15 protein-coding genes are annotated in these 24350 nt (G+C 61.0%); 11 read left to right on the top strand and 4 right to left on the bottom strand.

Going from position 1 to position 24350, the window contains the following annotated elements; all coding sequences use genetic code 11:
- The first annotated feature begins 1 nt into the window (after position 1).
- From BINDI_RS00870 to BINDI_RS00855, 4 genes are all read left to right on the top strand, one after another.
- Entirely contained in the window at positions 2 to 847 is an 846-nt protein-coding gene (locus BINDI_RS00870) for a PfkB family carbohydrate kinase (RefSeq protein ID WP_033491348.1), read from the top strand.
- Between the two features lie 133 nt (positions 848 to 980).
- Positions 981 to 1715, top strand: coding sequence for a GntR family transcriptional regulator (locus BINDI_RS00865; RefSeq protein ID WP_202805348.1), 735 nt, complete (start codon positions 981 to 983; stop codon positions 1713 to 1715).
- Between the two features lie 99 nt (positions 1716 to 1814).
- Complete coding sequence (locus BINDI_RS00860) at positions 1815 to 3320, top strand: amidohydrolase family protein (protein WP_052109036.1); 1506 nt, start codon at positions 1815 to 1817, stop codon at positions 3318 to 3320.
- 37 nt (positions 3321 to 3357) lie between these two features.
- The gene (locus BINDI_RS00855) at positions 3358 to 4806 is read left to right on the top strand and encodes a YfcC family protein (protein WP_033491346.1); all 1449 of its coding nucleotides are present in this window, start codon (positions 3358 to 3360) and stop codon (positions 4804 to 4806) included.
- 203 nt (positions 4807 to 5009) lie between these two features.
- Here the strand turns inward: BINDI_RS00855 and BINDI_RS00850 are convergent, their stop codons facing one another.
- On the bottom strand, positions 5010 to 5639 hold the full coding sequence (locus BINDI_RS00850; protein ID WP_033491345.1) for an NAD(P)-dependent oxidoreductase: 630 nt from the start codon (positions 5637 to 5639) through the stop codon (positions 5010 to 5012).
- A gap of 165 nt (positions 5640 to 5804) precedes the next feature.
- Here BINDI_RS00850 and BINDI_RS00845 point away from each other — a divergent pair, with 165 nt between their 5' ends.
- From BINDI_RS00845 to BINDI_RS00835, 3 genes are all read left to right on the top strand, one after another.
- Positions 5805 to 6128 carry a winged helix-turn-helix transcriptional regulator gene (locus tag BINDI_RS00845; RefSeq protein ID WP_033491418.1) on the top strand — a complete coding sequence of 108 codons (324 nt, stop codon included), beginning with the start codon at positions 5805 to 5807 and terminating at the stop codon, positions 6126 to 6128.
- Between the two features lie 209 nt (positions 6129 to 6337).
- Complete coding sequence (locus BINDI_RS00840) at positions 6338 to 7573, top strand: Na+/H+ antiporter NhaA (RefSeq protein WP_052109034.1); 1236 nt, start codon at positions 6338 to 6340, stop codon at positions 7571 to 7573.
- Positions 7574 to 7625: 52 nt separating this feature from the next.
- Positions 7626 to 8012, top strand: coding sequence for a TIGR02328 family protein (locus BINDI_RS00835; RefSeq protein WP_033491334.1), 387 nt, complete (start codon positions 7626 to 7628; stop codon positions 8010 to 8012).
- A gap of 21 nt (positions 8013 to 8033) precedes the next feature.
- Here BINDI_RS00835 and BINDI_RS00830 read toward each other — a convergent pair whose 3' ends face one another.
- Complete coding sequence (locus BINDI_RS00830; protein WP_033491332.1) at positions 8034 to 9245, bottom strand: MFS transporter; 1212 nt, start codon at positions 9243 to 9245, stop codon at positions 8034 to 8036.
- 153 nt (positions 9246 to 9398) lie between these two features.
- On the opposite strand from BINDI_RS00830, the gene BINDI_RS00825 reads away from it, so the two are divergent.
- From BINDI_RS00825 to BINDI_RS00815, 3 genes are all read left to right on the top strand, one after another.
- Entirely contained in the window at positions 9399 to 10139 is a 741-nt protein-coding gene (locus tag BINDI_RS00825; protein WP_033491331.1) for an SDR family oxidoreductase, read from the top strand.
- Between the two features lie 102 nt (positions 10140 to 10241).
- The gene (locus BINDI_RS07045) at positions 10242 to 11576 is read left to right on the top strand and encodes a polysaccharide deacetylase family protein (protein WP_052109032.1); all 1335 of its coding nucleotides are present in this window, start codon (positions 10242 to 10244) and stop codon (positions 11574 to 11576) included.
- Between the two features lie 247 nt (positions 11577 to 11823).
- A complete protein-coding gene (locus BINDI_RS00815; RefSeq protein WP_033491329.1) occupies positions 11824 to 12240 on the top strand; it encodes a hypothetical protein in 417 nt (138 codons plus the stop codon).
- Between the two features lie 119 nt (positions 12241 to 12359).
- On the opposite strand, the gene BINDI_RS00810 is transcribed toward BINDI_RS00815, so the two are convergent.
- Positions 12360 to 13130: an MIP/aquaporin family protein gene (locus BINDI_RS00810; protein WP_081830731.1), complete on the bottom strand. Its 771-nt coding sequence runs from the start codon at positions 13128 to 13130 to the stop codon at positions 12360 to 12362.
- Positions 13131 to 13351: 221 nt separating this feature from the next.
- Positions 13352 to 16945 carry a DEAD/DEAH box helicase gene (locus BINDI_RS00805; RefSeq protein ID WP_033491325.1) on the bottom strand — a complete coding sequence of 1198 codons (3594 nt, stop codon included), beginning with the start codon at positions 16943 to 16945 and terminating at the stop codon, positions 13352 to 13354.
- 279 nt (positions 16946 to 17224) lie between these two features.
- Here BINDI_RS00805 and BINDI_RS00800 point away from each other — a divergent pair, with 279 nt between their 5' ends.
- A complete protein-coding gene (locus tag BINDI_RS00800; protein WP_033491323.1) occupies positions 17225 to 24172 on the top strand; it encodes an RCC1 domain-containing protein in 6948 nt (2315 codons plus the stop codon).
- Positions 24173 to 24350: the final 178 nt, after the last annotated feature.

Here is a 24350-nt window from a genome sequence, read left to right as displayed (position 1 = left end):
TATGCCGGGCCATATTCCTCACGAGGACACAAAGGTCATCGGCCTGGGAGACCAGGTTGTTGATCAGTACGTCAACAAGAACGTCATGTATCCCGGTGGCAACGCCCTGAATTTCGCGGCATTCGCCAAGAAGCTGGGGTATGAGGCGGCATTCATGGGGGTATTCGGCGATGACCGTCAGGCCCAGCTGGTCGAATCCAGCATTGACGACCTGGGCATAGACCGCAGTCACAGCGTGGTACGCCACGGCGAGAACGGCTGTGCCAAGGTCAACATCATCGATGGCGACCGCGTTTTCATTGGAAGCAATGAAGGCGGCATCGCGGGACAGGAGCCCCTGCAACTGGACGAGGGCGATCTGGATTACCTGCGGGGGTTCGGCCTCATCCACATGGGAGTATGGGGAAACGCCAATCATCTGTTGCCCCAGGTCAGCAGACTGGGCATTCCGATCTCCTATGACTTCTCCGACGAGTTCGACAACGCCATGGTTGATGCCGCAATCGGGTACGTGCAGTATGGCTTCTTCTCGGTCAGTGGGATGGAAACCAATCAGGTGGAGGTGTTGCTCAAGCACCTCTTCACGGAGCCCAACAGGGTCCTGATCGCCACACGAGGTTCCCAGTCCACGGTGGTCTATGACGGCCAGAACTTCCATGAACTGGCACCCCATGTCGTGGAAGCCGTTGACACCATGGCGGCCGGAGACTCGTTCCTGACCGCCTTCCTGCTGAATCACGTTGTGCAAGGGCGCGGTTTGGACGAGAGCCTGGTCGCAGGCCAGGACTTTGCAGCAGAGGCGGTGCAGTTGAATGGCTCTTTCGGATATGGCGCACCCATCAGGTAGCCATATCACCATCCAGGTCCAGGCAGTTCGGATCGGGATGTAATCGGATATAGATATGAACCCGGGCAGCAAGGATCAACCGAACCTTGTAAGAGCGGTATGTCAGCCTCGATGAGGTAGCATACTGTGTTACATGACCGATAGGGAGAACCTGATGCTCAAGGGCGATACGCAGATACCGAAGTACGCTCAGATCAAGGCGCTCCTGCTCTCCGAAATTCGGTCCGGCCAATTGGCCCCCGGTGAGAAGATCCCTACTGAGCCCCAGTTGTGCGAACAATTCGGCGTATCCCGTATCACCGTTCGTCGTGCCATTGAGGAACTGGTGGACGATGGTTATCTTCTCAAGAAGCAGGGGAAGGGCACCTTCGTCAGAACCCACAAAATCGACCGGAGAGTCGAATACGTCATGGGATTTACAGAGAGCCTGACCAAGGCCGGCTACAAGCCATCAAGCAAGGTGCTCGAATGCCGTCTGATCCATGCCGAACAGTGGATTACCGAGCAACTTGGCGACCAGCCGTCCGAGGATGTGGTCTATCTGAAGCGGTTGCGGATGGCCGACAACCAACCGGTCATGGAAGAGAACAACTACTTCCCTGCCGATAGGTTCGCCTTCCTCATGCACGAGGATCTGTCAGGGTCCCTCTATGACCTGCTTGAGAGGAAGCACGGAATCCGGCCCATCAATCCCAAGACGACAAGGCTTGGTATGACCTTGGCCGATGCCCGGCTGGCCAAGGAGATGAAAGTGGTCATAGGCACTCCCTGCTTTGAGGTTCATACACTTATCTGCGATCAGGATGACCGACCGGTTCATGTTGGTCATCAGTTTTATCTTGGGGAGTTCTATACCTTCAGCCTCTAACAAGGTGGTCGGCTGAACCCGGAACGCGCATCCTCTTGCCATCTCATAAGGGCAAGTGCGCCCAAAGGACTCCCCAAGTCCTGACGATAAGGACAGACAATGAGGACTGTTGTAAGGTCCCGTCATATCTTTGACGGGATTTCCCCGCAACTCTTCAAGGGGTTTGTGGAGTTTGAAGGATCGACCATCACCAAGGTTGGTCGCGACTGGAATCACGAAGATCCTGGACCCGATTGCAAGGTGCTCGAATATGACGAGTGCCTGGTCATGCCGGGCCTTCACGACAACCATGTTTTCTTCTCCGGATGGATGGCGGCAAACGCCGGCCTGGATCTGTCATCCGCGGATTCCGAAGAGGAGGCCGCACTTCTCTTGGCCAAGGAGCACAAAGAGAATCCGACAAGACCCATATACGCCCATGGATGGAATCGGCAGCTATGGGGCCAAGACCCCGAGCGGGACAGTCTGGATGACATCAGCGACCAGACCCCGATAGTGGCCATCGACTCACTACGCAGCCGTTACTGGATGAATACAGCGGCGGTTCGGCGGTATGGATTCTCCGAGGACCAGCTTGGGGCAGAGGACCGGGCCCTGCTGATCAAGGAGATGACCGGTGACCGGGAGCTGGTTCGGGCTTCATGGAGACGATTCGAGCAATTGCTCCTCGAAAGAGGAGTGGTTTCCTGCAAGGACATCGTTTTCGACGGCACAGGCGTGCATGGCTGGCTGGCCGATAAGTGCCTGAAGGCCGATCTCTACATAGAGCCCGTAAGGGAGCAGGTAACCGGAGCAAGGCTGAAGCAGATCGCCACACAACCGCTGGGTTCCAAGACCAGGCTACGCGGAGTCAAGCTTATGGTCGACGGGGTCGTCGCTGACGGAACCGCGGATATTCACGGTCGCTATGCCTCCGGTGAGCCCACCCCACAAGTTGATTACCGAGAACTGGAACATCGCGTCGAAGACATCGCAGGCAGCGGGTTTTCCTGTTGCATGACCGCCGAGGGCGACAGGGCCATAGAGGAATCCGCTCGGATACTGTCCTCTGCGGCCGCGCCGGGATTGCACCACTCCATCAGCGACTTGGAGATGATCAATGATCGGGCAGCCGGCGTAATGGCCCAGGCAGGCATCACAGCCGAGTTATATCCGCAGATATTGGGGTTGAACCCATCCGCCCAGGATGCCTACATGCCAAACACCATTGCCGACGATGACGGCAGTGATTTCTTCCATTACAGCAGTCTGACGACGCCTGGGCTGAATCTGACATGCGGCACGGACTGCCCCCTGTTCCTGCCGAGCCTTCCCGAATCCATCCTGCGGGCCAGTCTGCGGGAATTCGACAAGGGAGGCGAGCAGTGGTTCCCCCAGTACGCCCTCCCGGCAATGGCTGTATTGTCCGCCTGGACCAATGATGGCCACTCCAACCGGAATGACCCTGATCCGGATTCGCCCGGTGCACCCCCGAGTCTGCGACCCGGACAGAGAGCCACCATGGCCATCTTCGACAGGGATCTGGTCCATGCCGACGCGCAGGGCCTGCGCGAGGCCCGGGTGGCAGCCACCTACGTCGATGGACAACCTGCCTACGAGGCCTGACCCGCATTACCCGTATACCCCAAGAAATGAGACAATCATGTCCACAACCAAGAAACGCAAGTCATTTACCTTCCCACATAGCTACGCCCTGCTGTTCTTCATGGTCATTCTGGCCGCAGCATCGACCTGGTTGATTCCAAGCGGCCAGTTCGATTCCAAAAAACAGATGGTGGACGGCACGGAGAGGACCGTCATCCTTCCTGGGACCTTCCATGAAATCGGCAAGATCAGCGACGGTCTGGACCACCGTCAGGGTCTGGCCGCCATCCTGGAAGCACCCGGCAACGGAATCATCCAGGCCGTGGAGGTCATCTCCTTCGTGCTCATCCTGGGAGGAGCCTTCGGCATCATCCTCAAAACCGGTGCCATCGATCGGGGTCTCAGGGCACTGGCCGACTCTTTGGGAGCCAAGGGCATCCTGGTCATCCCGATGATGATGCTCCTTGTCAGCCTCGGCGGCTCAACCTACGGCATGAGCGAGGAACTGATTCCCCTGTTCATCATCTTCATCACGTTCATGCTGACAATGGGGTTTGACTCCATGACGGCCATACTGACTCTTTTCCTGGCCAGCCAGGTCGGGTATATCGGTTCAACCATCAACCCCTTCAACGTGCTGATAGCCCAAGGCATCGGCGAAGTGCACGGGAATCCCCTGCTGATGTGGCGTATCGTCTGCTGGGCCATCTTCACCCTGATAGCCGTTGCCTTCACCATGCGGTACGCCTACCGGGTTCGCAAGACTCCCGAATCCTCAATCGTCTATGACAGCGACCAGCGTCTGCGCGCCCGACTGCTTTCCGGAAATGAGGGCGCGAACGGCAAGGACGAAACCGGCAAGACCGACACCTTCACCACTCGCGACAAGATCATCATCGGCATTTTTGTCCTCGGATTGGCCGTGATGGTATACGGCATCCTGGCCCTGGGCTGGTATATGACCGAAATCGGCGCCCTCTTCCTCGCCGTGGGCCTCATTATCGGGATTGTGGCGCGTTTCTCGCTCAATCAGATATGCGAGAGCTTCGTAAGCGGATGCGGGGACTTTGTCTATGCAGCGGTAATCATCGGTCTGGCCCGCAGCATCCTGGTCATTCTCCAGGACGGCATGATCATCGATACCATCCTGAACTGGCTGGTGGGACTGCTGGGTAATCTGCCTAAGGGTCTCTTCACCACCATCCTGCTTGCCGTCCAGTCGATACTGACCCTGTTCGTCCCCTCATCCTCCGGCTCCGCAGCCTTGACCATGCCTGTCATGGGTCCCCTGGCCGATCTGGTCCATATCAACCGTGACGTGATCGTGCTGAGCAACCAGTTCGGCAACGGCCTGATGAACATCATCAACCCGACCGGCGGCGTGCTTCTGGCCGGGCTGTCCGTGGCCGGGATCAGCTTCGGTAAGTGGCTGAAGGTCGGCGGGAAGATATTCGCCATTCTGTTCGTTGCGGCAGCCATCCTGCTTTGGGTGGCCACGCTCCTCTGACACCGGAGCCGGCCGCGCAGTACAGACCGGAAAACACCGGGCCGCACTCCTGCCTTTCGGGTGAATCGAATTGCAGGAGTGCGGCCCCGTTGTCATTCATGACGCTATCGGTCTATGCGCCAGGCTTTTCACCGGCTGTCCGTAACGGGCCTGTTCAATCCCCCCTGGCAGAGCAGGCCCGATTCGGGCTTTCCGCACGACGATTACTTGGCGTAAACGGAAATACGCTCACCGACATGCTTGCCGGATTCGACCTCGTCCACCATGGCGATTGCATAGTCGGCATAGCTGATGAAGCTCTGACCCTCCGCATTGGTGGTCAGCTCCTCCCCGGCCAGCCCGTAGGAGCCGGTACGCTCACCCTCGGCTTGGAAGTCGGCGGCCGGGCTGACATAGGTCCAGCGCACATCGGAACGGGTGCGCAGGTGGGCCAAGGCCTTGCCATGGGCACTGGAGACCGGCTTGTGCGCATCGAGGAAGTCCGGGGTATCCTCAAGGGCCAAGGTGTGGTCCTTGTTGACGAAGAGGCTCCCGGCGCCACCGACCACAAGCAACCGGGTATCCGTTCCCGACAACAGGTCAGCCAGATGCTTGGCCGCATCGGCGATGTAATGCAGGGTATCCGGGGTCCAGGCTCCCGCCGCATCCACCACCACATCGAATCCGGCAAGGTCGGCCGCCGTCAGGTCGAACAGATCCTTGATGATGGCGTGCTGAGCATCGGTCTTGTTGTCGCTGCGCACCACCGCAGTCACTTCATGGCCGCGCTGCACTGCCTCTTCGACAATGAGCCGGCCCGCCTTACCATTTGCCGCAACTACTGCAATCTTCATCATGTGTCCTTTCGTTCAACTTTTTGGAGGTCACTCCGTTTTCCTTGTCCTGATGTACCCTATTACCATACGGATGAAGAAGATAGTAGGCATAAAGAAGTTCCATAGTTACCAAAAAGGAACGTTTGTGGAATTTCATGGTGTTCTGGAATGGAGATTCCTCTGATGCAGGATGAACTACCGGCGTGTCCCGTCGAAACGACACTGTTGCTGATTTCCGATAAGTGGAAGGTCCTGATATTGCGGGATCTGCTGGGCGGGACACTACGTTTTGGAGAGCTGCGCCGCTCCCTGGGCAGCGTCTCGCAGAAGGTGCTCACCGCAAATCTGCGCCAGATGGAGCACGATGGCCTGGTACATCGCAAGGTATACCCGGAAGTCCCTCCGCGCGTGGAGTACTCCCTGACGGAAACAGGAAAAAGTCTCAGGCCGGTCATCGAAGCCATGCGCGATTGGGGTAGCAACTACCAGGCCGAACGCGCTGCCTGACGCTCGCGTTCGACAGCATATAGGCTCAGCCAACACCGCTCCGACGGTTTCCCCTTACCGCGCACGTTACCCCCCCCCCGCCCCTGCCGGAAATCCTGTATTCAGGCTCCCTGGTATTCTGCCTATCGGGAGTCCCCAACAGGATTCATGCCGGGAAGACTGGTCGGCGAAACAGACAACATACATCTCTCAGAAGGACCAACGACCGTATGTTTGCGCGCCAGACCAACCCACTCAGGCCCATTCGACACCTCGTCGCCAAAACCTGGCTGCACCTATGCAGCACCGCCCAGAACGACCGCAGCACCGCCTTGCTCATGGTATCGGCTGCCATCCTGGGACTTGTTGGGGCCAACTTACCGGCCACCCTCGATACCTATCAGGCGATTTCCACATGGGTTCCCCTGCATGCCCTGGACCACCTCATGCCGGGTCTGGACCTGACCGTCAAAGAATGGGTGCAGGACGGCATGCTGACCCTGTTCTTTCTGGTCATCGGCCTGGACCTCCGGCAGGAGATGTCGACAGGAACACTGCGCAACCCACGCCAGGCCCTGACCCCGATGCTTGCGGCAATCGGAGGGGTGATCGCCCCCATCGGCATATACTGGGCCATCAACCACTCCGACCCTACAGGACTACGGGGCTGGGCCATACCGACTGCAACAGATGTGGCGTTCTCCCTGACGGCCCTGCGGATACTCGCCCCCGGCACCGGTGCAGGACGCCAGTCATTCCTCATGACCCTGGCCGTATTCGACGACATCATCGGCGTACTGCTGATTGCCATAGGCTATTCACACCTTTCTCAGCCCTGGATGCTGCTCCCCGCCATGCTCTGTCTGGGGGGATGGTATCTGCTTATGCGGATGAGGCGAGTCCTCCGCCCAATCGCCCTACTTGCCGCCCTGGGCGCCTGGTACGGGTTTCTTCGTGCAGGGATTCATCCGGTCCTGTCAGGCGTGGCTCTCGGGCTGCTCACTCCGGGCAGGTCTTCGCTTCAGGGCAAGGAATCGAGAGCGGAGAGCCTGAGCAGGAATCTCACCCCCCTATCCGCGCTGCTGGCACTGCCCTTGTTCGCCTTCCTATCCATGGGGATACCTCTGCGCGACTTCAGCCCCACCTGGCTGACGAGTCCCATTTTCCTGGGGATTACCATCGGGTTGGCATTAGGCAAACCACTGGGGATCATGTCCGTGGTTCTGGTCTGCTCGCGGTTGGGACTGAGACTCCCCTCCGGAATCCGTACGGTTGACCTGGGCGCAGTGGCCCAGTTGTGCGGGATTGGGTTCACAATGTCCTTCCTCATCGCCGACCTTGCTTACTCCGGCACAAGTCACATCAGCATGGCCCTTGTGGCGGTCCTGGCCGGATCCGCACTCTCCTTCCTTCTGGCTGCCGTCACCATCGCCTTCACAAAAAGAGAGACCACCAGCCGCGGTTGAAGACTATGCTTGGGAAACCACGAGGAGTGACGGTCCAGGATCGGGGGCAGGTATGCGGCTGTGGCATCAGGACCTGATTGGGGCACTGCCCCGGCAACAGCTCCTGGGGCAGCATAGGGAAATCACCGCCCTCAGGGGGCTTGGCTGGGGCCGCAAGCATGCCACCGTGGATTACGTCTTCTCCCACTCGCCATACAAGCTCTATCAATTCCACATCCTGGTCATGGATGAGATGGCGGCCAGGGGATACCATCCGGATCCGGACTGGCGCGATCCCCTCTATCGCGGCAGGCACTGCGACCCCTATGAACATCTGGAGGCCGTCCGACTCACCTCGCCAATCTATCCGGAGCACGATGAGGCCTATCTGGAGGAGTGCCTGGAAAACCTCAGAGGCAAGGGCATCATCATCGGCCCGGACAACCTTCACGCAGCATAAGGCCGCCTCGACAACAGGCGGTCAGCCTTTTCTGCTGACCGGCCTGACCAGCAGGGTGACCAGAACCAGGACCAGCGCCAGGGGCAGGAGGGCGGGCCGGACACCGGTATGGTCGGCCAGGAAGCCGATGGCAGGCGGGATGATCCACGAAACCCCGTAATAGGCGGTCGAGATGACCGAGGCCCGTTGGGCCGCCATGGACGGGTCCCGCGTAGCCAGGGTGGTGACGATGGGGACGCCCAAGGCCGCACCGATGCCCCAGATGCAGGTCCCCACGAGGGAGACCACCAGGAACGGCGAAAGGGAGTAGACCAGGATGCCCAGAGCCGAAACCAAGAGGGTCAGATAGAGACTGACCGTATTGCCCAGCCGCTCGATAACCCAGGGGCCCAGCATCCTGGAGATGATCATCGCGGCCGCAAAGACCGTTGGAGCCAGATTGGCCATGGATTCCGGCGCGCTGAAGGAATCGACCAATCCGATGCTGCTCCAGTCATTGACGGCACCTTCGCTGGCCTCCAGGGCCACATTGATCAGTGCCAGCATCAGCACCAGGGAGTCCCCCCAGGCCGCCATCTGCTTGCGCATGGGGCTACGGTCGTCGCCAGCGCAATCAGCACCTGAATCTCCGACGGGGCCGGTGTCATCGCCCTGGGGATTGGCCGGGCAAACAAGAAGACAGCAGGCCATCAGACCCAGGGTCACCAGAGCATTGGCCGCCAGGTGGACCTCCACCGGTATGCCCAGGTGGGAAATCAAAGAACCCAACCCCAAGGCCAGGAACATGCCGAGGCTATAGGAGGCATGGAACCTGGCCATGACCGAGTGCTCGGCGTTGCGCTCAACGGCTCCGGCCTCGACGGTGTTGACCGTTCCCCAGAGGCTGATTCCCGCCGAATTGAAGAGAAGTCCCAAGACCACGCCAGGCAGCGAGAGCCGCCAAATGGCAAACGAGGCCACCAGCATGCCCAGGCACCAGGTAGAAGCACTCAGAAGCATGGCACGACGCACACCCAGGCGGTTGGTCAGAACGCCGGAAACCACCATGCCCACCAGGGCGCCGCACCCGCCAAGGATGGTCATCAAAGCCAGGGAGGAGGGTTGCAACCCCAGTATCTCCTTGACCGACGGCAGACGGGAGAACCAGGCAGAGGTTCCCGTCCCCATGAAGATGAAGAACCCGAAGGTGGCCAGACGTTCGCGCACATTGCGCCGACCGGTATTGACAGCCATCGAATCCTCTCTTTCCTCTTCTCCCCAGCGAGCTGTTTCCATCCTCACACCCTATGGGGACCACGGCGGGACCCGCACGAATCTATCCGTGCAGGCCCGACCATCTTTCTGTACACTTAGGACCGTCAGTTCGTTCTATCAAAGGAGAGTAGTATGACTGATCGTCTCAATGGCAAGGTTGCCATCATCACCGGCGGAACCGGCGGAATCGGACTGGGTGTGGCTGAGTGCTTCGTACGGGAGGGAGCCAAGGTGGCCCTGACCGACATCAAGGAGAGCGACGCATCCAGGGAATTTATGGACAAGTACCATGACCAGGTCATGTTCACCCCCCTGGACGTGACCGATGAAGACCAGTGGATCGAGGCCATCGACAAGGTCCAGGCCGAACTCGGCGAGCTGACCACTGTGGTCAACAATGCAGGCATCGGCGGCAGCGGTGCCACTCTGGACCAGGAGAAGTACGAGGACTGGAAGAAGGTCATCGACATCAATCTGAACGGCACCTTCCTGGGCACCAAGCACGGCATGCGGGTGATGAAGGGCCGCGGCGGCTCCATCATCAACATCTCCTCCATCGAGGGATTCGTGGGCCTGAGCGGGGCCGGTGCTTACAACGCCAGCAAGGGCGGCACCAGGATCCTGACCAAGTCGGCTGCCCTGGACTCGGCCAACAACGACTATAAGGTCCGAATCAACTCGGTCCACCCCGGCTTCATCAAGACGCCGTTGATCAGCCAGGACCTTGAGGATCGTATGAGCAAGCTGACCCCCCTGGGGCACATCGGCGAACCCCGCGACATCGGCGAGATCTGCGTCTACCTGGCCGCGGATGAGTCCAAGTTCGCCCTGGGCTCCGAGTTCGTGGTCGACGGCGGATTCATCGCCCAGTGATTCGACCGCCTGGGGGCCAGATCGGCCCCCAGGCACCTAACCCGACCAGAGACGCCATCCTTGCACAGGAGAGATGGCGTCTCTCTATCACAAGGTTCAAGTATGGCTGAAGGCGCAGGCACCTCGGACACCCGGGGGCACAAACTCCGACGACCGAAAAGGGTTGCCCTGTCTGTGGCCCTGCTGGTCCCGCTTGCCCTGGTCTCCGGGCTGGCCGCCTACAGACCCGTTTACAACCACTACAGATCGAGCATCTCCAGGTGCATGGAATGGGGTAACGCCTGGAGAATCAGTGATGCCCACCTGAACAGGCTCCTGGATGCCAGGGAAGCAGGTCAGGGCGGGGCCCAGCCACCGGCATCCACACAGAAGATCCTGGACAGGATACGGCTTCAGGAAGGCAGGGACCGCAAACAGGCCATGCAGACGGGCGCGTTCGGCCAGGACGGATGCACGGCCCGGCAGATGCCCAGCCACCGGCACAGGATGGCCGATACCCTGAGCGGTCTGACAGCTAAATCCGAGCGGGCCATCGTCGACCTGCACAAGCTGGATTCCCGCCTGCCTCCCCGGGCGGACGACCTGGACCGGCTCAGGGCAATCATGCCCGGTATGGCCGAGTTCGCCGAGGACTCCAAGGCCCTGGTCGGCCGGAACAATGCCGACCGATTGACCCTGGTGGAGGACCTGAAGGTCGCGGAGAATCAGACGGACCCGTACAACGCCAGGACCTTGGAAGAGACCCTCTACAGAGACGCCGACCGGTTGGTTCGGGCCGGGAACAACCGCAAGGGCATCGACTGCACCCAGCAGTCCTGCCTTGCCCTGACCTTCGACGATGGACCCGACACGAAGCTCACCAACCAGATACTTGATGACCTGATCGACAGCCAGTCACCCGCGACCTTCTTCCCCATAGGGCAAAAGGTCGGCCCTCGGACCACCAGGATCCTGGAGCGGATGACCCAAAAAGGGTACCCGGTCGGCAACCACACCTGGAGCCACCAGGACCTCCCCGACATCATGGCCAGGCATCAGGAGGAACTGCAGATTGCTCAGTCCGGTCAGGTAATCCGGAATGCGGCCAAGCGGGCCGTCACGATGGTCAGACCTCCCCATGGCAGGGTGGACGAGGCCAGCAGGTCATACATCGGCAATCATCTCGGGGCGGCCATCGCCTCGTACAACGCGGACTCCTACGACTGGGCCCGTGGCGCCTCCCCCGGCTCGATCACAGGAAAGATCAAGGCCGAACTCCAGCCCGGCTCCATCGTCCTCATGCACGACATCCAGCCCCACACCGCACAGGCCCTGCCCGGTCTGCTGGATGACCTGCGCAGAAAGGGATACCGCCCGGTCACCATACCCGAGCTGACCGGGGAATACCCTCGCGCCGGGGCGGTCTATATCTCCCGCACCAACATCCTCAGACCCTGACAGACAGAACCTGCGACCACTTCGTATGCCAACCTGAGGCAATCCCAATTGTCGCGTGGTTTTCGACCGCGACATTTCCTCGCCCACCATCCCACTTTCCGCCCCGGAATTTGCTAACGTAAGAAATGGAAGCACTGTTGCATCCAGGCGGGTCGTCAGAAATTGACGGCCAGCCACTTGTCATGGCACTGCACGGCCATGACATCTGCTTGACCCCGTGCAGGCGGACCAATCAGAAAGGTCAGTCATGGCAGAAGATACACTCATCGTCGTCGATACGTCCATGTTTGCAAAGGACGCTGTATCAAAGACGGCCAAGGCCAACGAGGTGGCCAAAAAGTTCGGGATCAGCGATGAGGCCTTGAAGCAAGTCGAGGACTACAAGGACCAGCTGAGCTATCACCAGGCATGGGACCTCCCCTTCCTGGGATATGTGGACGAGGATGGTTATGGTTACGCCTACGTGCCGGACGAAGCGGTGGCGGCCGACGGGTGGGATGCCCACAAGGCCTTCCTGGATCTGCCTGACGACGTGCAGACGGCCTTCGCCATCCGCATGCTCTTCACCCACCGCGACCTGGACCGCCACGGCGCCGAGATGTTCCTCCACCATGGCCGCGGCCTGACGGTGCGTTTCGAAGGCCCCACCTCAACCAGCTACTGATTCGCTGCCTCACACCGATGCCCCGGAAGGCCAAACCTTCCGGGGCATCGCCTGTTCCCGGAAACTCAGCCCCGCCCCACGCTCCGGATAATCCCCGGGAACTCGGCAGGGTCGGAGGGTCAGGAGACCAATCCGAAGATGCCGGGAAGAACCACACCAATCACTGCACCGATGCAGGGGCCTACAAAGGGAACCCAGGCGTACCCCCAGTCCGCGTCCCGCTTGTCGGCCATGGGCAGGAGCGCATACGCCACCCGGGCGGAGAAGTCACGGGCGGGATTCAAGGCGGCACCGGAGATGCCACCCAGGGCCAGAACCAGAACCGTAATGACCAGGGCGACCCCGAGCGGACCGACCTGGGTGGGTGTTCCGCCATTGACAAAGACCCAGGTGACCAGGACGGCCGTACCGACAATCTCGGATACGACATTCCAGAAATTCGACCTGATGCCCGGCTTGGTGCAGAAGACCGTGAGTTTCACATCAGGGTCGGTGTGCAGGTCGAAGTGTTTGCGGGTGGCCAGGTATCCGATACAGCATCCCACAAAGGCACCCAGGAACTGGGCCAGGATGAAGATACCGACATTGGTGGCCGTGACAGGTATGCCGCCCTTCCCCATGGGCATCCCGTTCAGGGTGGCGCCCGGATTGAACCAATGGTTGACCACCCTTGCCAGGGTGATCGAAGGGTTGAGGTGGCCTCCGGTCCGCCAGCCCACATAGACACCGACATAGACGGCAAGCCCCCAGCCCAGGGCCGCGTTGATCCAGTCGCTCCTGAAGGCGGCGCTCTTGGACAGTGACCTGCTGGCCGAGACCATGCAGGCGATGGCCATCATGACGGCCGTTCCCAGAAACTCCGAACCGAACATCTCAATGCCGCTCATCATGCCTGACCTCATCGTTTCTCGTAATCGAACGCGCGGAGTGCAGCCACCCCCGTAACCCGGACGGTCAACAACGACCAGCCCGGCAGGTACCGGTAAGGCACCCGTCAACCCTATGCGGCGCAACCGCCGGATAGCATCAGACCATTAAGCGTAGCCGGAACAGGGTACTCCTGCACAACCGGGGAGATACCGCCACCTTCCCGGCAGACCTACAGTCCGGGTCAGCCCAGGAGGGCAAGGAGGTCCCTGCGGCTCAGACGGCCGATATCGGAGGCGCCGGTGACCGCTGCGGAATCGACGAACCGGGAGGCCAGATCGCTCTTGGTGTGTTGGAGACCAAGAATCCGCTCCTCAATCGTGTCCTTCGCCACAATCTGATACACATTGACGTCCTGAACCTGTCCAATCCGGTGGGCACGGTCGTTGGCCTGCTCCTGGGCGGCCGCGTTCCACCAGGGGTCGGCGTGAACCACCACACAGGCCCCGGTCAGATTGAGGCCCGTGTTGCCGGCCTTCAGGGAAATCAGGAAGACGGGGGTCTGGTCCTGATTGAACCGATCGACCAATTCCAGGCGCTGCTTCTTGGAGGTGGCGCCGGTTATCATGTCGTACCCCACGCCCAGACCACGCAGGCGTTGAGCAATCAGGTCCAAATACGAGGTGAACTGGGAGAAGATCAGCATCTTCCGGCCAGCGTCCTGACAGGAAAGGACCAGGTCCTCGATGGCATCGAGCTTGGCCGACTGACCATGCCGGTCGGTTTCGGACTGGGTTCCGCCCTCCGGCAAGGCTTCATAGACCAGCCTCGGATCACAACAGACCTGTCTCAACCTGGTCAGCTGGGCCAGAACCTGAATCTTCCCGGTCTCGTACTCCCGGTCCTTCTCGCGGTTCAGGGTGGAGCGGAGTTCCTGTTCGAGAGCGGCATAAAGCTTGCGCTGGCGCCCCTCCAGGGGAACAGTGATGACATTCTCAATCTTCTCCGGCAGGTCGGTCAGGACCTGGGACTTGAGCCGGCGAAGAATGAAAGGACCGACAAGGGCCTGGAGTCTGGTCTGGGCGTCCTGGTCGCCACTCAGGATGGGCATCTCGAACCTGTCGCGGAAGTGGCTGTACGGCCCCAGGATTCCGGGCATGAGGAAGTCGAAGATACTCCAGAGTTCGGAGAGCCGGTTTTCCACGGGCGTACCCGTCAGGGCAAATCGATGGCGAGAATCCACGGTTCTCACGGCCCGGGAGGCCTTGGTGGCGTGGTTCTTGATGTACTGGGCCTCGTCCAGAACCAGGGTATCGAAGGAAGATCCCTGGTAGTCCTCGATGTCACGACGGAGCAGGTCATAGGAGGTGATCAGGAGGTCATAGGATCCACTGCCCTCAAGCATGGAACGCCTGTCGGTCTTGCGCCCGGCCAGGATACCAACCTTCAATTCGGGCGCGAAGCGACTGGCTTCGGCAGCCCAGTTATAGACCAGGGAGGCAGGGCAGACAATCAAGGAGGGCAGGACCTCCTCGGAATCGCCGAGTGTCCGATCATGACGGGAGAGCAGGTAGGCAAGCATCTGCACGGTCTTGCCCAGACCCATCTCGTCGGCCAGAATGCCGCCGAACCCCCTGTCACTCACCGTATTAAGCCAGCGGAACCCCTCAATCTGGTAGGGCCTGAGCTGCCCGTGAAGGGTCTCCGGCACCCGGTAGGCCTGGGGGTCCACGGCTTTGAACCCCTCCAGATAGGAACTGAAGTCCTGGTCCCGCTCGTCCTCCCCCACCTGGTCATCCAGATAGTAGGACTGGTAGGCAGGCACCGGCACCTGTCCGGCATCCAGAGTCGCAACAGGAATGCCCAGGTCCGAGGCCACGGCATCGACCTGGCCGGCATCCAGGGTGGTCAGATCCACAAAGGCCCCGCTACGCAACCGGTGGAATCGCCGACGTTTACGGTACTGGGCCAGCAACTCGGGCACCTCGTCCGGGTCGATCTCCTTGGCGATGGGAGATATTTCAACCAGACCCGACTTGAGTCTGACCCCCACCCTTATCTGGGTATGACTGGTTACGGTCAGGCCGTCGAAGGCGGGGGTGGAGAAGACATGACCCATGCCGCGCAGAAGAGGCAACCCCTGGGTCAGGAAGGCATAGATGGCCTTTTCGTCAGACTCCGGAATCCTGGCCACGCCCTCCTGGGGAGCGGGGAAGTACTGACGGACCGCCTCCCTGGCCAGGCGCTCGCTGTCCAGGTCTCGCACAGCATCGGCTGTTGTGGGAAGGTCTTGGAACACAGGGTACCGATGCTCCCCATACTTGGCTTCCAGATCGCAGCTGATCCCCTCCTGGTCCCGGTCCAGATAGAACTCGATCTGGCATGGGGGACGGCGCAACTCCACCAGTTCGGGTGGGAGGCTGGCGGTCAGGGCAGGGCTGCGCAGCCCACCGCGACCCTGCCTGGGCTCGGCACCTGGCCCACCCAACTCGGGCAGTACGGTCCGGGTGAAGAGTTCAAGGTCGTCCCGACCCAGGTAGAGCCGGGAATCCTCCTGGCCCCCACATAGGGTCTCGATAAGCTCCCGGTCCCTGATGAATCCGGGAGAACACCTGTGGAATAAGGGGGCGGCATCCTGAATCCCGCTCGAAGCGGCGGACCTGACCACCACGAACGAGGCGGCCTGGCCTGGAATGAACCGCTCCACCGATGCCTTGTGCTCAATCACATAACCGCCGGAACCGGCATCACCGGATCCGGCGGAGCTGATGCGGATTCCCAGGTCCGGGTCCCCGTCGACCACCCGAGCCGGCAAGGTCTGACGCAGGAAGCGTTCGGAAGGCGTGTAGTCCAGGGTCAGATCGGAATCCAGGTAGAGCTCGAGAAGCTGGGCCACCTCGTCGTCGGTAAGGGTCATCCGTCCGAGGGACGACCTGGACACGTGTCGGCCAAACGGGTCCTGCTGGGCGGCCAGGCTCCTGCGGATGGCTGCGGCCCGCTCAATCAGCCCAAGCAGGGAGAGCGAACGCTGGTCAAAGGTGTCCCGGGAATGCACAAAGGCCAGGCGCCGACCGTAAGAAACGAATTCGGTCTGGTCCACGGCCCGAAGGAGGGCGGGAATGTCCTTGACCAGGTAGGCGACGCCCCTGGAGGCCATACCGATATGGAGTCGAATTTCCCACCCGCCGGCCAGGTCGGACAGGTCGGGTCTGAGCCCCACCGACCCGATCGGCAGATGACGCTTTTGGTCAGTGGAGGGAATGGCCTGGCCCTCGGCACGAGTACCGACCTCCCGAAGGAGTTTGAGCTGCCTTTCCCGATAGGAGCGCCTGATGTTCCCGTCCTCCCGGAGCATATAGGCACCCAGGGCATGGGAGGTTCTGCGGGTGCCGGTCCTGCGAGCGCCCTGGACCGTCCTATGGTCGAATCGGTCCGGGTTCTCGTTGTAGGCCATTATCAGCGCAATCACGTGTTTGCATACGGAACCCTGCCTCCCGAAGGCCTGACAGGTACAGGATGAGCCGACGACCTCGCCCGCGGATTGGTCAAGCCGGGTCTGCACCAGGTAGTCATCGGTCAGGTCATACGTGGAACGGATCCTGGCCGAGAGGGTGAGGATATCGCCCTCCTCACGGACCTTCAAATCGGTCATGCGGTGGGCATCCAGAATCTCGTGGGCGCGGAAGTAGGCCCTCCCGCCCAGACGGCGCAAGGTGGAATCCGCTATGGTGTCCAGACTGCCGTAGGTGGTTGAGTCGTCATCACCGCCTACATCAAAGAACCCGGAATCGTTATCCCTGCCGGACCTTCCCCCGTAGACCGCCGCATGCCAATCCAAACCCAGGACCTCCTCTGCTGACCATCATACTTAGGGGAGAGGGGGCAAGACTTCTCGTCTCTCCAAGAGCCCACAGACAACGTTCCGAGTCTACCAAGCGAGACACACCGATGATTCTGAAAAAACCATATGTTTTCTTTGTCGCCGTATGATATGGTCTTTGGAAGTTTCATCATGAGGGGGGGACCACCTTTTGTGCTGACTCGTCATTGGGGTGGCGAGTGCGGAGACCGATAGTCTCCCAGTTGCAAGAGGCGGGATTATTGGGGAGTTCTCGCTATGCACAATAACAGCGTATCCAGGCACATCGCCAGGCCGATCATAGGCGCGCTTGCCGTCCTGGCCGCCATGGGGGTTGGTCTGATGGCAGGTTCCGACCCGGCTGACGCACAGTCGGCGGACCAGTCCGTACTGTCCCGGACGGGAGAAGACACAGGTCTTCAGACCCTGAACCCCGGCAAGGGTTCCACCTTGTCTCCCTCGGATACGCCTTCATCACCGCTCCCTACACCGTCTGCCTCACGGCCCGCTGAACCGGCACCATCGTCAACCACTGCCACCCCGCAATCCGATTCCGGACCATCCCAGCTGGCGACTCCCAATCCACTGTCAAGCGAGGACTCAGACCAGGAGGCCGCAAAATCCCGTGAACCGGCGGCCAGATCCGGTGACAGCCATACCGTTACATTCACCTCCGAGGCCGGCACCCAAGGCATGCCTGCCGCCCAGACGGTCGCCGACAGAAGGACCGCCACCCGGCCTCTCAGCGATCCCACCCGGCCTGGGTGGACCTTTGCCGGATGGTTCCAGGGCGACGTCGCCTACAACTTCACCCGGCCGGTAACGAAGGACACGGCTCTTACTGCCAAATGGGGCAAGTGGTCCATCAGCCCGACCCAGGGACCCTGGAGGGGCGGCACCGACGTTCAGGTGAGTTTGCCCACGGATCAGAATCGGTTTGCTCAGGTTTCGGCAGGCCATTCGCACTCCGTAGCGGTGGGCAGCGACGGGAACGTATACACATGGGGAAACAACTCTAACGGCGAGCTGGGAATCGTTGACATAACCTACTCCACGGTCCCGCGAATGGTTTCCATGCCCGAGGGCGTGAAATTCATCCAGGTATCCGCAGGCTACATGTTTTCCATGGCCCTGGACAGTCAGGGCAGGGTATGGACTTGGGGTAACGCCAATTATGGAAAACTGGGTCGCAGCCCCGATGCCGCCAACCCCGCCAACAGACCCGGCATGGTCACCATGCCGACAGGCGTGACATTCACTTCCATCAGCGCCGGACAAAACTTTGCCATGGCTCTGGACCAGAATGGCGAAGTTTGGACCTGGGGGCCTGCATGGGGCAATCAACTTGCACGCCCCAACAGTAGCTCCAACCCCTCAGATATACCTGGTAAGGCGCAGCTCCCTGCAGATACCGTTTTCACAGCCATCAGTGCGGGCAGAAACTACTCCATGGCCCTGACAGCTGACGGGACCGTTTGGACCTGGGCAGACACCTACGGGGACTGGATTGGCCACACCGGCACCGCACCCGCCGCGGTCGATACCAATCTGAAATTCACAGATATCAGCGCCGGCGGAGATCACTCCATGGCCGTGGACACGGGCGGCACCCTCCAAACTTGGGGAAGCAATGATTACGGCCAGCTGGGACGCATGCCCACAACACGCAACCCGGCCAATCGACCAGGGCCCGTCCCCGGCCTGACCGACATCAGCGTTATTAGCGCAGGAACCCGATATTCAACAGCCACCTCCAGCATCGGGAGCTGGGCCTGGGGACGGAATAATCAAGGACAGCTCGGCATAAACACCACCACCGACTCAGCCACACCAACACGCATGGTTGCTCCCGATGGGGCTCCCGACGGATTCAAGTACATCAGCTTCGCGCCTAATGTTGCAAACCAAAACGACTTCAGGACCTTGGCAATCGGGTCCGACGGCAATGCCTACGGCACTGGAAATGAAGGTGCTGGAGAGCTTGGCAAGAACAAAATAAAAAGCTCCCTCAAGATGGGTATGGTTTGGAGACACATCAGCAGGGAGGTCACTACCGTCATATTCGGAGCCAAGAACAACGCAACCGGCATGTTCCGTCGGGCCGACGGGTGGCACACCACCGCCCCCAGGCAAAGCCCCGGCACCGTCGACCTCACCATTCAATCCACCATCGACGGCATCGCGCAACCCGACGAGACCGGCCATCAGTTCACGTACACCGGCACCTCTACCACCGTGACCTTCCAATCCGAACACGGAGCCCCCATACCCCAGCAGGAGGTCGTAGTCGGTGACATAGCCCAGCGCCCAAGCGATCCCTCCGAGGATGGATGGACCTTTGACGGATGGTTCCAGGGCGATGTCGCCTACGACTTCTTCACTCCCGTTACCAGCCCCATCACGTTGAAAGCCCGGTGGACATACGGGAACGGCCAGTGGTCTGTCCATCCCAGTTCAGGCCCGCGGACAGGCGGCAATGATATACGGCTTGACCCACCAAGTCGTATCGCCTTCAGCCAAGTGGCAGCGGGCGGTTGGTTCTCGTTGGGACTGGGAAGCGACCAGAACGTATACGCTTGGGGAACCAATTCTTGCGGCCAACTGGGCGACGGTACCACATCGCCTAGAGCCAACGCCCCTGTGAAGGTATCCGCGCCCGAAGGCGTGAAATTCACTCAGGTATCCGCAGGCAGCAAACATGCCTTGGCCCTGGACAGCGAGGGCAGAGTCTGGACATGGGGAGACAACAGTCAAGGCAAGCTCGGCCGTTTACCGGACGTTGCAAACCCGAACAACAAGCCTGGTTTAATCTCCGTGCCGACAGGCGTAACGTTTATTGCCGTCAGCGCCGGCCAAGACTTTTCGGTGATCTTGGACCAGGACGGAAACATCTGGACATGGGGAGAAAACTTCTGGAACACGCTCGGACGGTACGCCTCTTCCGCGGAATACGGTATTCCCGCAAAAGTGGCAATGTCCAGTGGAGCCACCTTCGTTGCCATCAGTGCTGGCGACCGGCACTCCACAGCACTGACCGACGACGGGACCGCCTGGACCTGGGGTTACTTTGACGAGCGGTCCGGGCGTGCCGGAAGTACTGACTCATTGCCAGGACCAGGCCCCCGTCCGGTCAACAGTGATTTGAAGTTCACGAAAGTCAGCTCAGGAGGTGATTACTCCTTGGCCATTGCCTCAGACGGTACCGTCCTGAGCTGGGGCCTCAACGGTTATGGCCAATTAGGTCGCACACCCGACAGTGCCAACCCCGCCGGCAGGCCCGGACGTGTCGATAACCTGTCTGGGGTCACCGACATCAGTGCCTCGCAAAATCTCTCTTCCGTCGCCATCAACTCCACAGGTACATGGGGCTGGGGCCGCAACCACTCTGGACAGCTGGGCATCTCCACCAGCACCGGCGATAACAGCAAGGGCGTGCCCATGCCTACCCTCATACCTACACCCAAGGACGCACCCGACGGTTTCTCCTACCACACCCTACAAGCAAACTCCTCCAGCTACAGTGGTCACACGCTGATCATCGGCTCCGATGGTTCCACCTACGGTTTCGGCTACAACGCAGCCGACGAGCTCGGACGCGGTCCAAAGGGGCCAGTTACCACTTACGAGCCCGCTAGCGTATGGTTTCCGTGGCCGTTGACCCTGTCCAGCGTCACCTTCGACGGAGTACCGGCCCAGGGCGTGGTGACGCGACAGACGGATGGTTCCTGGATTGCGCGCCCTCCTGCCCATTCGCCGGGACAGGTGGAGCTACGGGTGCCATGGACACGGACGGATCTAAACCAGGGTGTGGAAATCCTGTCCTATACATATCTGCCATTGAAGAACCAGGTCAGGTTCGACCCGGGTAACGGGGACCCGGTTATCGTCCAGACCGTGGATGAGTGGGGACTTGCCAGCCGGCCTGACACGGATCCGACCCGTGCCGGATACCAGTTCGACGGATGGTTCCAGGGCGAAGCGGCCTACGATTTCACCCAGCCCATCTCTGAAGACACCACTGTGACGGCCAAATGGAGCCGTCCCGGTTCCTGGTCACGGTCACCCGCATCCGGCCCCACCGGAGGCGGGACGTCCGTAACCCTCACCGCCCCCTCCGGAGCACTAGGCGCCCGCCTAGCCGGCATCAACGCAGGCGGCTCCCATTCCGTGTCCGTTTCCAGTGACGGACAGGTATACGCGTGGGGTGACAACACCCACGGCCAAATCGGCGACGGCACCCACACCGGACGCACCCTCCCCACCGGCACCGCCGCACCTGCGGATGTGCGCTTCACCCAGGCGACGGCAGGCAGGAACCACACGGCAGCCCTCGACACCACCGGACGAATCTGGACATGGGGCGACAACTCGGACGGACAGCTCGGACGCGGAACGGTCGGCGGAGATGATTCCACACCCGGGCTTGCCTCCACTGGCGATACACGATTCACTCAGATCAATACCGGCGACGACCATACCATCGCCCTGGACACGACCGGACACGTCTGGACCTGGGGCAACGACACCTACGGCCAGCTCGGACGCGGAACGGCAGGCAGCGCCACCGGCACACCCGCAATACGCCCGATGCCCAAAGGTACGCCGCCCGGGCTGGTCTACACACAGATACAGGCCGGCGGCAATCACTCCCTCGCCATAGCCAACAACGGCACCCTGTACGCCTGGGGCGACGACACCTACGGCCAGCTGGGAGACAATAAGACCGGCACCACCACGGCCACCCCCTCTCCCGTACGCACCCCGACCGGCGCGCCCCCAAGCTTCACCTGGTTGTATCTGGCCGCAGGCAAGGACCACACCCTTGCCATCGCAACCAACACCACCGCCGACACCACCGCCGTGTACGCATTCGGCTCCGGCCGGCACGGCCAAATCGGTAGTTACTCTGCAAAGGCCGACAACCCCCTGCCTACCAAGTCCAATCTGCCCTACGGTGCCGATATCTTGAGAGTCTCCGCCGGGGGTCAGACCTCGCAGGCCATCATCTCCACTGGAGCTCTCTACACCTGGGGAAGCAACACAAACAGCCAGATCGGCGACGGCACCAATACCGACAAGATCTTGCCAGTCGCCATCACCACCCCGGGCCGGGCGAACTTCACATGGAAGCGGGCCGCAGTGGGGATGAGCCACACCCTTGGCATCGACTCGGCAGGTACCCTGCATACCTGGGGCGACAACACCCACGGTCAGCTCGGCGAAGGAACCGACACGCCCCGATCCAGACCCGGAAAGACCACTTTCCCCGCCTTGCAGGTCACCTCGACCGCATTCGGGGCTCGACCTGGCGGAAACCCCAGCCCACAAACCGACGATTCCTGGCAGGTCACTGCACCAGCGAGGAAGCACCGGCCCGGCCAGGTACCCCTGACCATCCGATGGAGTCTGAACGGCAAACCACAACCCGACACCGACCTGGACTACACCTATGCCCCGAGCCGGTACACCGTCACCTACGACACCAACGGAGGGACACCCGTCCCTCCCGATGCCACAGTGGACGAGGATGGGACCACGTCACGGCCCGCCTCCGACCCCACACGAGCGGACCATGTGTTCGACGGATGGTTTGACGGAGATACGGCTTACGACTTCACCCAGCCCATCGACCGGGACATGACCCTTACCGCCCACTGGCACCAGCCCGGCCACTGGACGCTGAGTCCGGATCATGGCATTGACTCCGGCGGCGAGACCGTCACCCTGACCCCTCCCGCACCAGGCGGCATGCGCCTGGCCCAGGTCAGCGCAGGAAGTCGAAACTCACTGGGCATCGGCTCAGACGGCAACGCCTACGCCTGGGGATCCAACGATAGTGGTCAGCTCGGCGACGGGACCCGCACCGACCGGTCCACCCCCGTAAGAGTCGCCACTCCGACCGGAGCAGGCAACGGATTCACCTGGACCCAGGTCCAGGCCGGTGAATCCATGGGCATCGGCCTGGGCTCTGATGGCAACGTCTACGCCTGGGGATCCAACACCAACGGCCTCGGCGACGGCACCAGCACCATCTCCGCCCTGCCCGTCCGAGTCGCCACCCCAACCGGAACCGCACCCGAATTCCGGTATACGCAGGTCGCAGTCGGCGGTCAGCAGCTCATGGCACTCGGCAGCGACGGCAACGTCTACGCCTGGGGATCCAACACCAACGGCCTCGGCGACGGCACCAGCACCTCCTCCGCCCTGCCCGTCCGGGTCGCCGCCCCAACCGGAGCCGCACCGGAATTCCGGTACACCCGCATCAGCGCTGGAGACGGATTCGCCCTGGCACTCGGTAATGACGGGCAGGTATACAGTTGGGGATCCAACTCCAACGGCAGGCTCGGCCAAGGCAGCACGAGCAGCGGAAGCGGACTGCCCGGGCCCATTGCCACACCCGCAGGAGCCGACAAGGCCCCCGTCTTCACCCAGATCAGCGCAGGTGCCTATCATGCCCTGGCCTTGGACGAGGACGGACACGCCTGGGCCTGGGGCCGCAACAACAGCGGACAGACCACCCCTGCCTTGAGCGGAGACCAGACCGTACCCGTCCAGGTACCGCTCCCCCAGGGCGCACCCGAAGGGTTCGCCTACACCCAGCTGGCGGCAGGGGGAAGCCACAGCCTGGCCATCGGAACCAATCAGGTGGTCTACGGATGGGGCGACAACACCCACGGCCAGCTCGCCGACGGGCGCGCTTCACAGCAACCCGCACAGGCCAAGAACCCTGATACCCCCAATCAGGCACTCACCGCCCGCGCCATCAGCGCCGCAGGTGACCACAGCCTGGCCATCGGAACCAGCGGGACGGCCTATGGATTCGGGCAGAACACCAACCACCAGGGTGGCACAAGAGCCGGATCCGCCGACCTCACCGAAGCAACCCCCATCACCATTCCAGCCGACGGAGTACCCACCCGAATCTCCTTCGACGGGCAGGACAGCACCAACATCCGTCAACAACCCGACGGCACCTGGCAGATCACCACACCTGCCCATGAACCCGGATCGACCACCGCCCGCATCCAGTGGACCATCGCCGGGTACCCCCAACCCGACGACACCTCCAACACCTACACCTACCAGCACACTGCCAGGCTCCCAAACGCAGGCGGCATCGGCATCGTCCTCCTGCTGGTCGTAGGGTTGCTGACCATGGCGGCTGCCGCGGCAAGGCAACGACAGTTGAAGAGGCCCCGGGAGTAGAACAACCCGGAAGGGCATGCAATTAAGGGGCGGCAGGATGTCCTGCCGCCCCTTAATTGCAATCTGAGAGCCTGAAAGGAAGTTGGAACCACACGTTGGGTCTTACGGACTATCTATGGACTTTTCGTCTTTTTTTGATTCTTTTTCGGGATTCGTATTATAAGGTGGAAGCAGTCCC

Origin of the sequence: Bifidobacterium [indicum] DSM 20214 = LMG 11587, from assembly GCF_000706765.1 — a bacterium.
GTDB lineage: Bacteria > Actinomycetota > Actinomycetes > Actinomycetales > Bifidobacteriaceae > Bombiscardovia > Bombiscardovia coryneformis.
Note: the sequence above shows the minus strand (reverse complement) of the source record. Positions and strands in the feature narration are given on the sequence as shown.